The 15423-nt window shown below is 73.8% G+C and carries 15 protein-coding genes; 8 read left to right on the top strand and 7 right to left on the bottom strand.

What is annotated here, in order from left to right:
* Positions 1-5 precede the first annotated feature (5 nt).
* Genes PSD17_RS34225 through PSD17_RS34215 form a run of 3 tightly spaced genes read right to left on the bottom strand, consistent with a single transcriptional unit; the run spans position 6 to position 3062 of the window.
* On the bottom strand, positions 6-1070 hold the full coding sequence (locus tag PSD17_RS34225) for an LLM class flavin-dependent oxidoreductase (protein WP_103380462.1): 1065 nt from the start codon (positions 1068-1070) through the stop codon (positions 6-8).
* The gene (locus PSD17_RS34220) at positions 1067-1948 is read right to left on the bottom strand and encodes an SMP-30/gluconolactonase/LRE family protein (protein ID WP_339126257.1); all 882 of its coding nucleotides are present in this window, start codon (positions 1946-1948) and stop codon (positions 1067-1069) included. Before PSD17_RS34220 ends, PSD17_RS34225 begins: the two co-directional genes overlap by 4 nt.
* A gap of 13 nt (positions 1949-1961) precedes the next feature.
* Positions 1962-3062 carry an LLM class flavin-dependent oxidoreductase gene (locus tag PSD17_RS34215; protein WP_103380464.1) on the bottom strand — a complete coding sequence of 367 codons (1101 nt, stop codon included), beginning with the start codon at positions 3060-3062 and terminating at the stop codon, positions 1962-1964.
* 277 nt (positions 3063-3339) lie between these two features.
* On the opposite strand from PSD17_RS34215, the gene PSD17_RS34210 reads away from it, so the two are divergent.
* Together PSD17_RS34210 and PSD17_RS34205 are read left to right on the top strand one after the other, a co-directional pair.
* Positions 3340-4086 (top strand): SDR family NAD(P)-dependent oxidoreductase, encoded by a 747-nt coding sequence (locus PSD17_RS34210; protein WP_158703273.1) that lies wholly within the window; start codon positions 3340-3342, stop codon positions 4084-4086.
* Between the two features lie 66 nt (positions 4087-4152).
* A complete protein-coding gene (locus tag PSD17_RS34205; RefSeq protein ID WP_199796486.1) occupies positions 4153-5160 on the top strand; it encodes a helix-turn-helix domain-containing protein in 1008 nt (335 codons plus the stop codon).
* Between the two features lie 28 nt (positions 5161-5188).
* On the opposite strand, the gene PSD17_RS34200 is transcribed toward PSD17_RS34205, so the two are convergent.
* Positions 5189-6187 carry an LLM class flavin-dependent oxidoreductase gene (locus PSD17_RS34200; RefSeq protein ID WP_103380466.1) on the bottom strand — a complete coding sequence of 333 codons (999 nt, stop codon included), beginning with the start codon at positions 6185-6187 and terminating at the stop codon, positions 5189-5191.
* A gap of 13 nt (positions 6188-6200) precedes the next feature.
* Positions 6201-8177, bottom strand: coding sequence for an acetate--CoA ligase (acs, locus tag PSD17_RS34195; RefSeq protein ID WP_013672620.1), 1977 nt, complete (start codon positions 8175-8177; stop codon positions 6201-6203).
* A 191-nt stretch (positions 8178-8368) separates the two neighbouring features.
* Here acs and PSD17_RS34190 point away from each other — a divergent pair, with 191 nt between their 5' ends.
* The gene (locus PSD17_RS34190; protein WP_339126256.1) at positions 8369-9124 is read left to right on the top strand and encodes an oxidoreductase; all 756 of its coding nucleotides are present in this window, start codon (positions 8369-8371) and stop codon (positions 9122-9124) included.
* A gap of 484 nt (positions 9125-9608) precedes the next feature.
* Here the strand turns inward: PSD17_RS34190 and PSD17_RS34185 are convergent, their stop codons facing one another.
* Positions 9609-10421 carry an HAD family hydrolase gene (locus PSD17_RS34185; protein ID WP_445261050.1) on the bottom strand — a complete coding sequence of 271 codons (813 nt, stop codon included), beginning with the start codon at positions 10419-10421 and terminating at the stop codon, positions 9609-9611.
* A 495-nt stretch (positions 10422-10916) separates the two neighbouring features.
* On the opposite strand from PSD17_RS34185, the gene ssd reads away from it, so the two are divergent.
* From ssd to PSD17_RS34165, 4 genes are read left to right on the top strand one after another with little or no spacing between them, the layout of a single operon-like run.
* Complete coding sequence (gene ssd / locus PSD17_RS34180) at positions 10917-11996, top strand: septum site-determining protein Ssd (RefSeq protein WP_339126254.1); 1080 nt, start codon at positions 10917-10919, stop codon at positions 11994-11996.
* The gene (locus PSD17_RS34175; protein ID WP_339126253.1) at positions 11993-13141 is read left to right on the top strand and encodes a TadA family conjugal transfer-associated ATPase; all 1149 of its coding nucleotides are present in this window, start codon (positions 11993-11995) and stop codon (positions 13139-13141) included. The genes ssd and PSD17_RS34175 overlap by 4 nt, the downstream gene beginning before the upstream one ends.
* Positions 13135-13944: a type II secretion system F family protein gene (locus PSD17_RS34170; protein WP_103380472.1), complete on the top strand. Its 810-nt coding sequence runs from the start codon at positions 13135-13137 to the stop codon at positions 13942-13944. Before PSD17_RS34175 ends, PSD17_RS34170 begins: the two co-directional genes overlap by 7 nt.
* Positions 13941-14672, top strand: a complete 732-nt coding sequence (locus tag PSD17_RS34165) for a type II secretion system F family protein (protein ID WP_339126252.1) — start codon at positions 13941-13943, stop codon at positions 14670-14672. The genes PSD17_RS34170 and PSD17_RS34165 overlap by 4 nt, the downstream gene beginning before the upstream one ends.
* Positions 14673-14888: 216 nt before the next feature.
* On the opposite strand, the gene PSD17_RS34160 is transcribed toward PSD17_RS34165, so the two are convergent.
* Entirely contained in the window at positions 14889-15071 is a 183-nt protein-coding gene (locus PSD17_RS34160) for a hypothetical protein (protein ID WP_339126251.1), read from the bottom strand.
* Positions 15072-15197: 126 nt separating this feature from the next.
* On the opposite strand from PSD17_RS34160, the gene PSD17_RS34155 reads away from it, so the two are divergent.
* Positions 15198-15401, top strand: a complete 204-nt coding sequence (locus tag PSD17_RS34155) for a MerR family DNA-binding transcriptional regulator (RefSeq protein WP_339126250.1) — start codon at positions 15198-15200, stop codon at positions 15399-15401.
* Positions 15402-15423 lie beyond the last annotated feature (22 nt).

Genomic DNA, 15423 nt, shown 5'->3' with positions numbered 1-15423 from the left:
TCCCCTCAGGCGACCGACAACAGCTCGGCGCGCCGCGCGGCGACGCGGGCGCGGACGGTCGGGGCGACCTCGGTGGCGAACAGCTCGAGCGCGCGGTGCGACGCCTCGGCGGGGAGCTCGGTCGACAGGCCGTCGACCATGATCGTCTCGTAGTGGACGAACGAGTCGAGCCGCGCGAGGTAGGCGTCGAGGATCTCCTCGGTCGTCGCGAACCGGGTGACGCGGGCGAGGTCGGCGTCGGTCCGCTGCTCGCCGAACCGCGGCTCGTTGACCTTCCCGAGGTCGCCGTCGGCGGCGGCCCACTGCGCGTACTGGCGGATCGGGTGCGCGAGCCGGTCGCGGTAGCGGGCCCAGTCACGCTCGGGGTCGTCGCTGGCGACGAGGTTCACCGTCAGCGGCGCGGCGAACCGGACCGGGTGCCCGGGCCGCAGCTCGGCGTTGACCTCCTGCCACATCGGCAGGTCGGCCTCGACGCCGATCAGTCCGTCGACGCCCAGGCGCGCCGCGCGTTCCATCGCCGGGCGGGTGTGCGCGCCGACCCAGACGGGCAGCCGCGGGCGCTGGTGGGATGCCGGGCGGATCGTCACGCCGTCGAGGTCGAAGAAGCGGCCGCGGTGGTCGACGGGCTCGCCCGACAGGCACGCGAGCACGACCTGCACGACCTCGGCCGTCCGGGCCGCGCGCTCCCTGCGGCTCAACCCGTAGGCGCGGAACTCCGCGTCCCGGTAGCCCAGGCCGAGCGTCAGCGAGAAGCGCCCGCCCGACAGGTTGTCGACGAACGCGGCCTCCTCCGCGAGCCGCACCGGGTGGTAGAAGGGCGCGAGCAGCACGCCCTGCCCGATGCCGATCCTGCTGGTCCGGGCCGCGATCGCCGCCCCCGCGACGACCGGGCAGGGGACGTAGCCGTCGTCGACCAGATGGTGCTCGGCGACGCGGACCTCGTCGAAGCCCAGTTCCTCGGCGTGCACGATCTCGTCGAGCTTGCGGCCCAGGTAGTGGTGGTGGTCCTCGGCCGGGTCGAGGTTGCGGAAGGCGTAGGTGAGGCCGAACCGCACATCGGTCCCCGTCATCGCCGTTGCCCGGGCAGCTCGAGGCCGGGCACCGCCACCCGGCCGACGGCCAGGTGCCGGGTGCGCAGGTTCGCCACGTAGAGATCGCGACGGTCCGCGCCGCCGAACGCGACGTTGGTCGGCGAGCGCAGCACCTGACCGTGGTCGATCTCGGCAGTGTCCTTGGCGGGACCGTCGTCCAGGCAGACGACCTCGACCCGCCCGTCGGGGGTGGCGACGACGACCCGGTCGGCCCGCGGCAGCGTCACGTAGACGTTGCCGGCCTCGTCGACGGCGACACCGTCGGTGAGCGGGTCACCCGGGACGGCCGCGCCCAGGGCCTCGCGCGAGATCGCGACGCGCCTGTTCGACAGCGTCCCGTCGGCGGCCACGTCGAACGCGACGACGTCGCGGTCCTCGGACTGCGCCACGTACAGCGTCGACCAGTCCGCGCTGAACGCGAGCCCGTTCGCGAAGGCGAGCCCGTCGGCCGCCACCGTCGAGTTCCCGTCGCCGTCGACGCGCAGCACCCGGCCGTCGCGCTCGACCCACTCGCCGGAGTCGGTGATCCAGACGTTGCCGTGCTGGTCGTAGGCGGTGCAGTTGGGCAGCGGGATGTCGCCGGGCCCGACCTGAGTGACGGTGCCGTCGGCCTCGACGCGCACGACGCGGTGCTCGTCCATCGCACACACCAGCACCCCGCCGCCGATCGCCGGCGTGATGCCCAGCAGCCGTCCCGACAGCTTCACCAGCGGCACGACGAACAGGTCGCCGGTGATCCGGTAGACCTCACCGGCCGCGCCACCTGCCCAGACGGCGCCGTCGACGTCGACAGCGACCCCTTCGGGGAAGTTCAGCTGCGACGGGCAGAGGATCGACAGTGACCCTTCGAGCAACATCGGATCTCCGGTGTCAGGCGGGGACGTGGACCTGGGCGGCAGGCGCGTCGGCGGGGTCGCGGAACTCCTCGAACAGCTCGGCGAACAGCTCGACGGACCGGCGGATCTTCGCCTCGGGCATCCCGGGCAGGCCGAACTGGCCGAAGATGTAGTTCACGCCCGAGTCGCGCAGTTGCCGCAGCCTCTCGCGCACCGTCTCCAGCGAGCCGATCAGCGGCGGGGTACCGGCACGGTTCGGGTCGAGGGCGTTCTTCTCGTGCTCCTTGACGCGGTTGGCCCAGCGCTCGTAGCCGGGCGGCAGCTCGCCCGACGGGCTGATCGGCGACCCGAACTTCTGCAGCAGCTTGAGGTCCCAGAACTCGTCGACGGCCGCGATGTCGGCGGCGGCCTGCTCGTCGGACTCGGCGACGTAGACGCCCTTCGCACACGGGATGTCGACGCCCGTCGGGTCGTTGCCGTGCTCGACCATCTTGGTGCGCCAGTACTCGATGACCTGCGGCGCGAGGCCCAGCACGTCGGTCGGGCCGCCCACCATGACCGGCACACCCCGGCTCGCGGCGAACTCGATGCTCTCCGGGGTGATCGACACGGCCTGGTACAGCGGCATCGGCTTCTGGACGGGCTTCGGAAAGACCTCGATCGCGTCCTCGGCGCGGAAGGTGTTGTACGGGCTCTCGTGCACGAGGATCTCGTCGCGCCAGCACTTGAGGACCACGTCGAGGTTGTCGCGGAAACGGGCCCGGGCCTCGTCGATCGGGATGTTCAGGCCGTTGAACTCGCGACGCTGGTAACCGACGCCGACGCCGAGGTCGAGCCGGCCGTCGCTGAGGATGTCGACCATGGCCGCCTGTTCGGCGAGCCGCACCGGGTTGTGGAACGGCAGGACGACGACCCCGGTGCCGATGCGGACCTTCTCGGTGACCGACGCGATCGCGGCGGCCTGGACGAGGCAGTCGGCGAGGATGCCGTGCCGGGAGAAGTGGTGCTCGCCCAGCCAGACCGAGTCGTAGCCGAGCCGGTCGGCGAGAACTGCCTGCTCCCTGATGTTGCGGAACACCTCTTCCTGGCTCTGCGACTCGTGCCACATGCCGATGTTGAAGAGTCCGAACTTCACGCCGTTTCCCCCTCGGGACGAGCCGCTGCGAGGCCCGTCCGCCGGGCCCGTCGTGGATGCACCGGGTGGCTGCCGCGCCTGGCTCCGCAGACGGCCGACCGCACCCCGCGCGCCTGTTCAGCTCCGTCGGTCGTGCGCTCACTCGGTGTGCGACGTAGGTTGCGGCACCGGTCACCCGCATGTCAATAGGCTGTATTTACCAAACCATGACCCTGGTCACGAGAGTCAATGTTCAGATAGCCTGAACACTCAGCGTGCTCCACGACGAGGTGATGACGTGCTCGCAGACAAGGTCGCGGTGGTGACCGGCGCCGCCGCCGGCATCGGCGCGGAGGTGGCCGTGCGCTACGCGGCGGCAGGCGCACGCGTCGCCCTCGTCGACCGCGACGCCGCGGGGCTCGAGGCCGTCGCCGCCCGGATCGACGAGGCCGGCGGGGAGACCGTCCGGGTCCCGCTCGACCTCTCCGACGCCGCAGCGACGATCGAGGCCGTCACCGGGATCGAGAACCGCATGGGCCGCATCGACGTGCTGGCCAACGTCGCGGGCATCACCGGCCGCACCGACTTCGACGCGATCACCCTCGACTCGCTCGACGCCATGTACGCGGTCAACCTGCGCTCCACGTTCGTGCTGATCCAGCACGTCGCGCGCGGCATGCGTGAACGACGCTACGGCAAGATCGTCAACACCGCGTCGATCTCGGCCGTGCGCGGGCAGGGCTCCAACGCGCACTACAGCGCGATGAAGGCGGGCGTCCTCGGGCTGACGAGGTCGGCGGCCAAGGCGTTGGGCCCCTTCCAGATCACCGTCAACGCCGTCTGCCCCGTCGCCGTCACCGCCCTCACCCGCGACTACCCCGACCTGCAGGCGGGCCGCGCACTCCCGCCGCGCTCGCTCAACCGGGCGGGCGAGCCTGCCGACGTCGCACCCACCTACCTGTTCCTCGCGTCCCCACACTCCGACTACGTGACCGGGGTGACCGTGCACTGCGACGGGGGCTTCCACCTCGGTCAGCCGGCCTGACCCGACGCGATGACACCACCGGACGAGCCGGACGCGGCGACCCGAACGATCGACTACGGTCGCACGGTGCACGCGACACCCGAGTCGCCGGACGCCGCCGGCCGGGCGACCGCAGGCGGCACCGCCGCCAGGTCCGCAACCACACCCGCCGACGCCGGGGCGCTCGTCCGGCGGGCGCGCCTGGAGGCCGGGATGTCGCTGCGCGAGCTGGCCCGGCGCATCGACGTCAGTCCCGGGACGGTCAGCGCCGTCGAGAACGGCAAGACCCAGCTCACCTACACCCGGCTCCAGCAGATCGCGGCCGCGCTCGGCCGCACCGCACCGGAACTCCTGCTCGACGTCAGCCTCCCCGCCGGACCCGGCCCGGCGGACGGTCCGCCCGAGCCCACCAACCTGCACGAGCTGCGGCGCATCTACTCCCAGCTCGGCACCCGCTCCGACGGAGCCGTCGACTGGCGGCGTTACGAGCCCATCCCGATCGGTCCCGTGCTGCTGGCCGGGCTGGCCGTGTTCGTCGAGACCGGCTACCACGGCGCGACCGTCCGCACGATCGCCGACGCGGCGGGCATGAGCGTCTCCGGCATCTACCACTACTGCACGAGCAAGCACGACATCCTGGTCCGGCTGCTCGACGAGGCGATGACCGACCTCGCGTGGCGCACCCGGGCCGCGGCCGAGGAGGGGACGACGGCGGCCGAGCGGGTGGCACTGCTCGTCGAGTGCACGGCGCAGTACCACGCACAGCGCTGGGCGTTCGCGCTGATCCTCGCCGCCGAGATGCGCTCGCTCGAACCCGCGGACGACGCCCGCATCCGCGGGCTGCGCGACGCCGAACGCAAGCGCCTCGAGGCGTGCATCGAGGCCGGTGTCGCCGAGGGCGCGTTCACCACGGCCTCCCCCGAGCTGTCGGCGCGCGCGATCACGTCGATGTGCACGTCGTTGCCGGAGTGGTACCGGCCCGGCGGGCCGATCACCCCCGCGGAGATCGGGCGTCGCTACGCGCGGATGGCGCTGGACATGCTCCGGACGACCGACGCCGACGCGCTCCTGGCCCGGCTGCACTCCGCGGGCTGAGCCCGAGGAGCCCGCGGGTCCGGACCGCTCAGCCGGCCGGGGACCAGCCCAGCGCCGGACCGAGCTTGGTCGCCATGTCGGTGAGGATCTGGACGTAGTCCTCGGGCTCGAAGCTGAACGGCAGGGCGAACACGACCTCGTCGACGAGCTGGAAGGCCGCGTGCGCCTGCAGCTGCTCGGCGATCCACTCCGACGGGCCGACGACGTCCCGGGCGAACAGCATTCCCGCCGGCCCCTGCGGGCGCGCCGTGCGCGGGGTCCGCGCCGCGGCGTACGCCTCGTACTTCGCGCGCTGCTCGGACGTCGCCGAGTCGGTCGGGACGACGACGAGCCCCTGCGACACCCGCGCGGCCTCGCCGTCGGGATGCGCCTGGCGGAACGCCTCGATCTGGCTCCGCTGGATGGCCGCGAACCCCGCCGCCTCGTTGCCCTCCGCACGGACGACGCTGCTGGTCAACAGGTTCATCCGCAGCTCGCCGGCCCTGCGTGCCGAGCCGAGGCTCGCCGCGCCGTACCACATCCGCGACCGCAGCCCGGGCGAGTGCGGCTCGACCCGCTCGGAGTAGACCTCGAACCCCTCGGTGCCGGAGAACGTGCTCGCGCGCTCGCCCGCGACGAGCCGGAGCAGCCGGACGAGACGCGCGTCGCCGAAGTCCTCGTCGACCCCCGGGTACAGCGCCTCGCGGACCGCGTCGAGGTTGCGCGGCGGGCCGACGCTCACCCCCGGGTTCAGCCGACCGCCCGAGAGCAGGTCGACCGTCGCCAGGTCCTCCGCGAGCCGCAGCGGGTTCTCCCAGCCCAGCGGCGTCACGGCGGTCCCGAACTCGATCCGCCGCGTGCGCTGTGACGCCGCCGCGAGGACGGCGACGGGCGAGGAGATCCCGTACTGCAGATGACGGTGCCGGAGCCAGGCGCTGTCGAACCCGAGCTGCTCGCCCAGCTCGATCGTCCGCAGCGTGTTCTCGTGTCCCGGCCCCGGGTCCGCACCGTCGAAGAGGCCGATGGTGAGGAAGCCGAGCCTCGCCAGCGGCCATCGTGACTCAGTCGTCGCCCTTTCCTTCCTGCAGGCCGGCCGAGATCAGATCCATGACCGACGAGTCCGCGAGCGTCGTCACGTCGCCGACCTCCCGGTTCTCCGCCACGTCACGCAGCAGCCTACGCATGATCTTGCCGGACCGGGTCTTGGGCAGCTCCTCGACGACCATGATCTGGCGCGGCTTGGCGATCGGCCCGATCTCCTTGGACACGTGGTCGCGCAGCGCCTTGATGGCGTCGGCGCCCTTCGCCTCGTCCTGGGCGACCCCGCCGCGCAGGATGACGAACGCGACGATGCCCTGGCCCGTCGTCGGGTCCGACGCGCCGACGACCGCCGCCTCCGCCACCGTCGGGTGGGAGACCAGCGCGGACTCGACCTCCGTCGTCGAGATGCGGTGCCCGGAGACGTTCATGACGTCGTCGACGCGGCCGAGCAGCCAGATCGCGCCGTCGTCGTCGTACTTCGCGCCGTCGCCCGCGAAGTAGTAGCCCTGCTTCGCGAACCGCGACCAGTAGGTCTCGCGGTAGCGCTCCTCGTCGCCCCAGATGCCGCGCAGCATTGCCGGCCACGGCTTGTCGAGCACCAGGTACCCACCGCCGCCGGGCCCGACCGGCTCGGCCTCCTCGGTGACGACCTCGGCACTGATGCCCGGCAGCGGGCGCATCGCCGAGCCCGGCTTCGCCGCGGTGACGCCCGGGAGCGGCGAGATCATGATCGCCCCGGTCTCGGTCTGCCACCAGGTGTCGACGATCGGGCAGTTGTTGCGGCCCACGTTCTCCCGGTACCAGATCCAGGCCTCGGGGTTGATCGGCTCGCCGACGCTGCCCAGCACCCTGAGCGAGGAGAGGTCGTACTTCTCCGGGATCTCCTTGCCCCACTTCATGAACGTGCGGATCAACGTGGGCGCGGTGTAGTAGATCGTGACGCCGTACTTCTGCACGATCTCCCAGTGCCGGCCCTCGTGCGGGGTGTTCGGCGTGCCCTCGTACATCACCGACGTCGCCCGGTTGGCCAGCGGCCCGTAGACGATGTAGCTGTGCCCGGTCACCCAGCCGATGTCGGCCGTGCACCAGTACACGCTCTCGCCCGGCTTGTGGTCGAACACGACGTGGTGGGTGTAGGCCGCCTGGGTGAGGTAGCCGCCCGAGGTGTGCAGGATGCCCTTCGGCTTCCCCGTCGTCCCCGACGTGTAGAGGATGTAGAGCGGGTGCTCGGAGTCGAACGACTCGTACTCGTGGGTGTCGGGCTGCCGGTCGACGATGTCGTGCCACCACACGTCGCGGCCCTCGGTCCACGGCACGTCGGTCTCGGTCCGCTTCACGACGAGCACGTGCTCGATCGTCGGGGTGTCGGCGACCGCCTGGTCGGTGTTCTCCTTCATCGGCGCCGGCTTGCCGCGGCGGTACTGGCCGTCGGAGGTGATGAGCAGCTTCGCCTCGGCGTCCTCGATGCGCGAGCGCAGCGCGCTCGGCGAGAACCCGCCGAAGACGACGCTGTGCAGCGCGCCCAGCCGCGCGCAGGCCAGCATCGCGAACGCGGCCTCGGGGATCATCGGCAGCTGGATCGCGACCCGGTCGCCCTTGCCCACGCCCAGCTCGGTGAGCGCGTTGGCCGTCCTGCAGACCTCGCGCTGCAGGTCCGCGTAGGTGATCGTGCGGGTGTCGCCCGGCTCGCCCTCCCAATGGAACGCGACCTGGTCGCCGTGACCGTCCTCGACGTGCCGGTCGACGCAGTTGTAGGCGACGTTGAGCTGTCCGCCGACGAACCACTTCGCGAACGGGGCGTCCCACTCCAGGACGGAGTCCCACTTCTTCGACCACGTCAGCCGGTCGGCCTGCTCCGCCCAGAAGGCCTCGCGGTCCGCGTCGGCCCGGTCGTACCACTCCGCCGTCGCATTCGCCTGGGCGGCGAACTCCTCGCTCGGCGGGAAGGTGCGGTCCTCGTGGGAAAGGTTGCTCAACGTGGCGCCGGACTCGGCCATTTCCTCAGGTCCTCCTCGTGGCTCCGGGCGTCGCTCCGGGCGCAGCGGGCCGCGGACGACGTCACCGTCATCGGGCCGAACGGTAGTGCGCGCGGGCGCGCGACGCACCGTCGGTTACGACAGGGGCGCACTGTCCGTCGGGACAGGGACCACACCGCGTGACCCGTTCGGCCCGGGCCGGGTGACAGCATGTGCCGGTGGCACCGTCCCCGACCGCCGACCCGCTGGCCCCCCTCGTCACCCTGCCAGGTGTCTCCGACGCCGTCGGCCGGGTCCGCGACGCCGTCGTCGCCGTGCACAACCATCCTGCCAACCGGCGGGGTTTCCCCGCGAACGCCGCCGAGGGCGCGCTGCGCGGGGCGCGGGCGTCGGCGGCGATCGACGGGGCGCCGCTGACGCCGACGACCTCCGACCTGGTATCCGACCCGTTGCTCGCCGGGGCCGTTCGGGTGGCCGACGAGCACGCCCGGCTCGTACCGGTGTGGAAGTCCTCCCCGTTGCAGGCGCTCGCCCGGCTGCACGTCCTGGCCGCCGCCGACCTGGTCCCCGTGCCGCGCCATCCCGATGAGCTCGGCAGGCCGCGCCCTGGGACCGGTGACCGGCTGTCGCTGCTGGCCGACCTCGTGACGGGTGCGACGGCCGTGCCCGCGCCCGTCCTCGTCGCCGTCGTGCACGGCGAGCTGCTCGCACTCGCGCCCTTCGGTACCGCCGACGGGGTGGTCGCCCGGGCCGCCGCGCGGCTGGCCGCCACCGCGTCGGGGCTGGACCCCAAGTCCCTCGTGGTGCCGGAGGTCGGGCACCTGCGCCGGCTCGCGGAGTACCGGAGCGCCGCGGCCGCGTTCGCCGCAGGCGGCGCCGAGGGCGTGGGAACCTGGGTGCTGCACTGCTGCGCGCAGTGGGAGGCGGGCGCGCGGGAAGCGACGTCCATCGCGGAGTCGCGGGCTTGAGACCCGGCACGGTCCGCCGGCCACGCACCGGTTCGGTCCGGTCCACCAGGCACCGGTCCGGTCCGCTGGCCAGGCACTGGTCCGTCGGGGTCCGGACATGAGAAAGGCGGCACCCTCGCGGGTACCGCCCTCCTCGCACGACCATCCAGGATCCAGGCGTGCACTACGTGTCGTGCTCCGGCCTCGGCGTCCGGCGTCCCGGTACGCAGGCCCACGACGACATGCCTCCCGCGGCGTGCTGTGCGTGGAGTGCCCGGCGCTCGTGCCCGGAGCCCGTTCGGGGGGGACGGTTACTTCTCTGCCGTACCGCCCCTGGCCGACCGGGGTCCGTGACCTCATTTGTAGTGCGTGACGGCAGGCACATCAAGGGTCGGATCGGGTGCACCGTGAGACGAACTCCGGGTGACGAAAGGGGGTCCTACGGAACCCGGTTGGCGGCTGCACCGCACACGCTCCGGTCAGTATCAAGATATGTTCGCGCTGTTCAGCGCCGGGTCCGCAGCCACGACCGGCGGCCGATCAGCCCGACTCCCGCGAGAGCGACCGCGCCGACCCCGACCGCCGCCACCGTCGTCGCTCGCGGCACCCGCAACCGCGAGCCGAGCGTCACCGGATCGGCGAACGTCAGGATCGGCCAGCCACGTTCCTCCGCCTCCCGGCGCAGCGCCCGGTCGGGGTTCACGACGGTCGGATGGCCGACCGCGGCGAGGAGCGGGAGGTCGGTGATCGAGTCGGAGTAGGCCCGGCAGTCGGCCAGCCGGTACCCGCACTCGGCGGCGATGGTCCGCGCCGCCTCGGCCTTGTGCTCGCCGTAGCAGTAGTAGTCGATCTCGCCCGTGTAGCGGCCGTTACGCACCGTCATCCTCGTCGCGAAGCAGCGGTCGGCCCCGACGAGCGCGGCGATGGGCTCCACGACCTCCAGCCCCGACGCCGAGAGGACGACGACCTCCTGGCCCGCCGCGTGGTGCTCCGCGATCAGGTCCGCCGCCTCGGCGTAGATCAGCGGCTCGACGATCTCGTGCAGGGTCTCGGCCACGATGGACCGCACCTGCTCGACCTCCCAGCCGGCGCACAGTGCGGTGATGCGCTTGCGCAGCATGTCCATCGTGTCGGCGTCCGCGCCCGACGCGAGCACCATCATCTGGGCGTAGACGCTGCGCAGGACGGCCCGCCTGCCGATGAGCCCGTGGCTGCGGAACGGCCGGCTGAACGCGAGCGCGCTCGATCCCGCGATGATCGTCTTGTCGAGGTCGAAGAAGGCCGCCGACGTCGGCACGTGAGGAGGCGGTCCCGGCACGTCGCGGGAGCTTGCCAGATGAACGTGACGACCCCGCGTCACGCCGCGCGGCACCGTCCGCCGACGGGGTGAAGCACATCCCCGAGAGGAACACACATCGGGGCCCGGATCCGGCTACGATTGACCCGGCCCGCGCGCCGGGCCCGTGGTTCAGCTCGACCCCCCGGGGCTGAACCCAACGACGACCCCCGCCACTCCCCCCTGGCGGGGGTCGTCCCATGTCCGGGCGAGCCGGCGCGGGGATCCCGTTGCGGCGCAGGCGGGGATTCGTGCACCGCGGTGTGGCGGGCCGCCCGGGCCGGTGGTCCCCGCGGCATCGTGCCAGGCGCCACCGACGATCCGCCCGTCCACACCCACCTCGCCGACGATCAGTCCACAACTCCACAGAGCTGTCCACAGTCGTCTGTGCATCGCCCCTCACGAGCCTCGCGGCCGACACGCTTGGCGACGAACAGCGCGCCGCCACCCGACGGCGCCGACGGGAGGTGCGAAGCCATGGACGCGCGACGGGCACTGGTGATGGTCGACGATCCCGACCTGCTCGACGCCGTACTGCGGCTCGCGGCCGCTGCGGGTGCCGAGGTCCACCGCGCGATCGACCCGACCGACGCCCGCCGCCAGTGGGCCGCGGCCTCGATGGTCGTGGTCGATGTCGCCGCCGCGGAGCGGTGCGCCCGGTTCCCGTTCCCCCGCCGCGACGGCATCGTGCTGGTCACGGCCGGTACGCCGCCGCCGCACGCGTGGCAGCTCGGGTTGCGGGCGGGCGCGGCCAACATCGTCGAGCTGCCCGAGGGCGAGCTGTGGATGGTCACGGCGTTCACCGAGGCCTGCGAGGGCGGCGGGCCACCGGGAGCCGTGCTGGCCGTCACCGGCGGGTGCGGCGGCGCTGGCGCATCGACCCTCGCCGCGGCCGTCGCGTTGCGCGCCGCTCGCGACGGGCGCCGGACGTTGTTGCTCGACTGCGACCCGCTCGGCGGCGGTCTCGACCTGCTCCTCGGCGCCGAGGACGTGCTGGGGGTGCGCTGGCCCGAGCTGTCGGTGATGGACGGTCGGGTCCCCGCCGCCGCGCTGCACGAGGCGCTCCCCGCGATGGGCGACCGCACCCTGTCGGTGCTCTCGTGCGACCGGACCGGGCCCGGCCCCGGAGCCGCCGGGCTGCGTGCGGTGATCGACGCAGGCCGGCGCGCGGGCGACACCGTGGTGTGCGACGTGCCGCGCCAGCCCACCGAGGCCGGCGCGACCGCCCTGGCCAGGGCCGACCTCACCGTGCTCGTCGTCCCGGCCGACGTGCGGGCCTGCGCCGCGGCGTCCCGCGTCACGGCGGTGCTCGCGGAGCACGCCTGCGCGGTCGGCCTGGTCGTGCGCGGCCCGAGCCAGGGCATCACCCCCGACGACGTCGCCCGCACCCTCGACGTGCCGCTCCTGGTCGCGATGCGGACGCAGAGCGACCTGGACCGCCGCCTCGAGCGCGGGCTCCCACCCGCCGACCGGGGCCCGCTCGCCGACGCCGCCGCCGTCCTGCTCGCCGAGCTGCAGGACCGTGCCCGGCTCAGCCGCAGCGGGTGGACGTCGTGACCGCGCTGGTCGACCGCGTCCGGTCCCGGCTCGCCGAGGCGGGAGGTGAGCCCACCGCCGCGGCCGTGGCCGCCGCGATCCGGGCCGAGGCCGGTGGTGTCGTCTCCGATCTCGACACCCTCGCCGCCCTGCGCACGCTGCGCCAGGAGTTCGTCGGCGTCGGCCCGCTCGACGGTCTGCTCCGCGATCCCCGCACCACCGACGTGCTGGTCAGCGGCGGCGCCGTCTGGGTCGACCGGGGCGCCGGGCTGGAGCGCAGCCCGATCACGTTCCCCGACGAGGCGGCCGTCCGGCGGCTGGCCCAACGCCTGGCGCTCGCCGCCGGCCGCCGGCTCGACGACGCCAGCCCCTGCGTCGACGGCTGGCTGCCCCACGCGGGGGTCCGGTTGCACGCGGTGCTCGCGCCCGTCGCCGCCGACGGGACGTGCCTGTCGCTGCGGGTCCTGCGGCCCGCTGCCCACGATCTCGGCTCGCTCGCGTCGCTGGGCACCTTCGACGCGACCGGCGAGGCGCTGCTGCGCTCGGTGGTCGCGGCCCGGCTGGCGATGCTGGTCTCCGGCGGGACGGGCAGCGGCAAGACGACGATCCTCGCCGCCCTGCTCGCCGCGGCCGATCCCGCGGAACGGCTGGTCACCGTCGAGGACGCGGAGGAGCTGCGGCCGCGGCATCCGCACGTGGTGCGGCTCGTCGCGCGGCCCGCGAACATCGAGGGCGCGGGTGGGGTCGCGCTGCGCGACCTCGTGCGCCAGGCGCTGCGGATGCGCCCCGACAGGCTGGTCGTCGGCGAGGTGCGCGGCGCGGAGGTCTGTGACCTGCTCGCGGCACTCAACACCGGGCACGACGGCGGCGCCGGCACCGTGCACGCCAACTCCGCCGCGGAGGTGCCGGCGCGGATCGAGGCGCTCGCCGCGCTGGGTGGGATGAGCCCGCCGACCGCGCACAGCCAGCTGGGTGCGGCGGTGCAGGTCGTGCTGCACATGAGCCGCCGCGACGGGCGCCGGGTCCTCGACGGTGTCGGCGTGCTCGACCGTCGCGACGGCCTCGTCGCGCTGTCCCCGGCGTGGACCCGAGCTGCGGGCTGGGGTGAGGGACGCGCCCGGCTGGGCGCGTTGCTGGCCGAACGCGGGACGGTGCCGCCGTGGTGAGCGCGGCGCTCGCCGCACTCGCGGCCGCCGCCGCGGTGCTGCCGTCCGAGCACCCGACGGCCCGGCTGCGTCACGTGCTCGGCGGTTCGTCGCAGACGGTGGGCCGACGGCTGCCGCGGCCCACCCCCGCGCTGTGGGCCGTCGTCGCCGCGGCGGTCGTCGCCGGTGTCGTCGCAGGCCCCGGCGGCGCGCTCGCGGGGACGGTCGCGGGCTCGACCTGGCTGCGCAGGCGCAGCCGCCGACGTGCCGACGCGGCGGCCGCCGTCGCCGGGCTCGAGCTGGCCGAGGCGTTGGCCCGCATCTGCGACGAGCTCAGGGCCGGAGCCCATCCGGGCGCCGCGCTCGCCGGGATCGACGCCGACGGTGCCGCCGCCCGCGCGGCGCTGCGGCCCGCCCTCGCCGCGGCCGAGCTGGGTGAGACGGTGCCGACCGCGCTGGCCCGCGCGGCCGCGCCCGCCGGGCTCGCCGCGGACGTCGACCGGGTCACCGCGGCGTGGACGCTCTCCGACCGGCACGGCGTCCCGCTCGCCACGGTGCTCGCGGCGGTGGCCGCCGACCTGCGGTGGCGCGTCGAGTTCGGCAACCGGGTGCGTGCCGAGCTCGCCGGCCCGCGTGCGACGGCGACGGTGCTGACCCTGCTGCCGCTGCTCGGGTTGGCATTCGGCCAGCTCATGGGGGCCGACCCGCTCGGCGTCCTGCGCGACGGTCTCCTGGGCACCCTGCTGCTCGGCTGCGGAACTCTGCTGACGGCCGCCGGCGTGGCGTGGTCGGAACACATCCTGCGGGCGGCGGTGCCCCGATGACCGCGCTCGTCGCCGTCGCGCTGCTGGTCGGCGCGGCCGCCCTCGTCACCACCGACCCGCATGTCGGCCGCGCGCGGCTGCGCGCGCTGGGGCGACGCGATCCTGTGCTGCGCACCGTGCCGTCGCCCGCGCCGCTGCGCCTGCGCTGGGCCGTCGCCGGGAGTGTCTCGGCGGGCGCGGCGGGGCTGCTCGTCGGTGGGACGGTCACCGGAGCCGTGGTGGCGCTCGTCGTCGGGACCGGGCTGGTGGTCTTCGCCCGGCGCAGCGGCGCGCCCGCGGCCGACGAGAGCGCCTCCGCACTCGCCGCCGGCTGGGAGCTGCTCGCCGTGTGCCTGGAAGCCGGGATGCCCGTGTCGACGGCCGTCGAGGCCGGGGCCGCGCAGCTGGACGGACCGAGCGGGCGTGCCCTGCGTCGGGTCGCGGGACTGCTGGAGCTGGGCGCCGATCCGGCTGAGGCCTGGCAGGCCGTCGACGGCAGACCTGCCCTCGTCGCCTTCGCCCGCGCGGCCCGGCGGTCCGCCGCGACCGGCGCCGGCATCGCGCACGTCGCGCGGACCGAGGCACAGCGGCTGCGCGCCGAGACCGTCGACTCCGCCCGCGCCCGCGCCCAACGTGCCGCGGTGACGATCACGGGCCCGCTGGGGCTGTGCTTCCTGCCCGCGTTCCTCGTGCTCGGCATCGCCCCCGTCGTCGTGGGGCTCGCCGGCGACGCCCTGGCCCGGTGGTGAGCCGTGCACACGCCCGACCCGTCCGGTCGGTTCCACACCCGAGAAGGAGAACACCATGTCCCGACTGATGTCCCGCGCGATGTCCCGCATGCTGCCGCCCCCGCGGGTTCCCGTGCGGTTCCGGACCGCCCTGCTGCGCCGGGCCCGTCGGCTGCTCGCCGACGACGCCGGGATGAGCACGGTCGAGTACGCGCTGTACTGTCGACATACACCGATCTACCTGCGGATGCGGTCCTGGGCCGTCTCGGCGGCCCGACGGATGCTGCACGGCCAGGCGTAGCGGCCGGACTGACCGCCCGACGAACAGACCCGGCAGTGCCCGTCCTGGTTCGAGTGTTCACGGATCAGGCGCTCGGCCATCCCGGGGTCGCGGGCGATCAGCGCGGCTAGTTCGGTCATCACCCGGCCATACTCCGCCAACCCCGCCAGTCGCGACAACCCCGCCAGCGGCGCCCGGTCCGGGGCGCCGGGCACCTACCGTGATCGCGTGTCGGACCGCCGCATCCCGACCACGGTCGGGACACCATGAGTGGCACGGGGCGCCCCGTGCCGCTAGTCACGAGCGCCGAGCTGGCGCGCGTGCTCGGGTTATCGGCCCGGACGATCCAGCGGTACCGACAGGCCGGGGTCCTGGTCCCGGACGTTGTGAGCCCCGGGGGTCACGCACGCTGGAACGTCGAGCGGGTCCGGGAGCGGCTACGGCAACTCGCTACGGAGCGCCAGGAATAGCTATTCCTGGCCCTGAGATGGC

Origin of the sequence: Pseudonocardia sp. D17, from assembly GCF_036984265.1 — a bacterium.
Lineage (GTDB): Bacteria > Actinomycetota > Actinomycetes > Mycobacteriales > Pseudonocardiaceae > Pseudonocardia > Pseudonocardia benzenivorans.
This window is presented reverse-complemented; position numbering and strand designations above follow the sequence as displayed.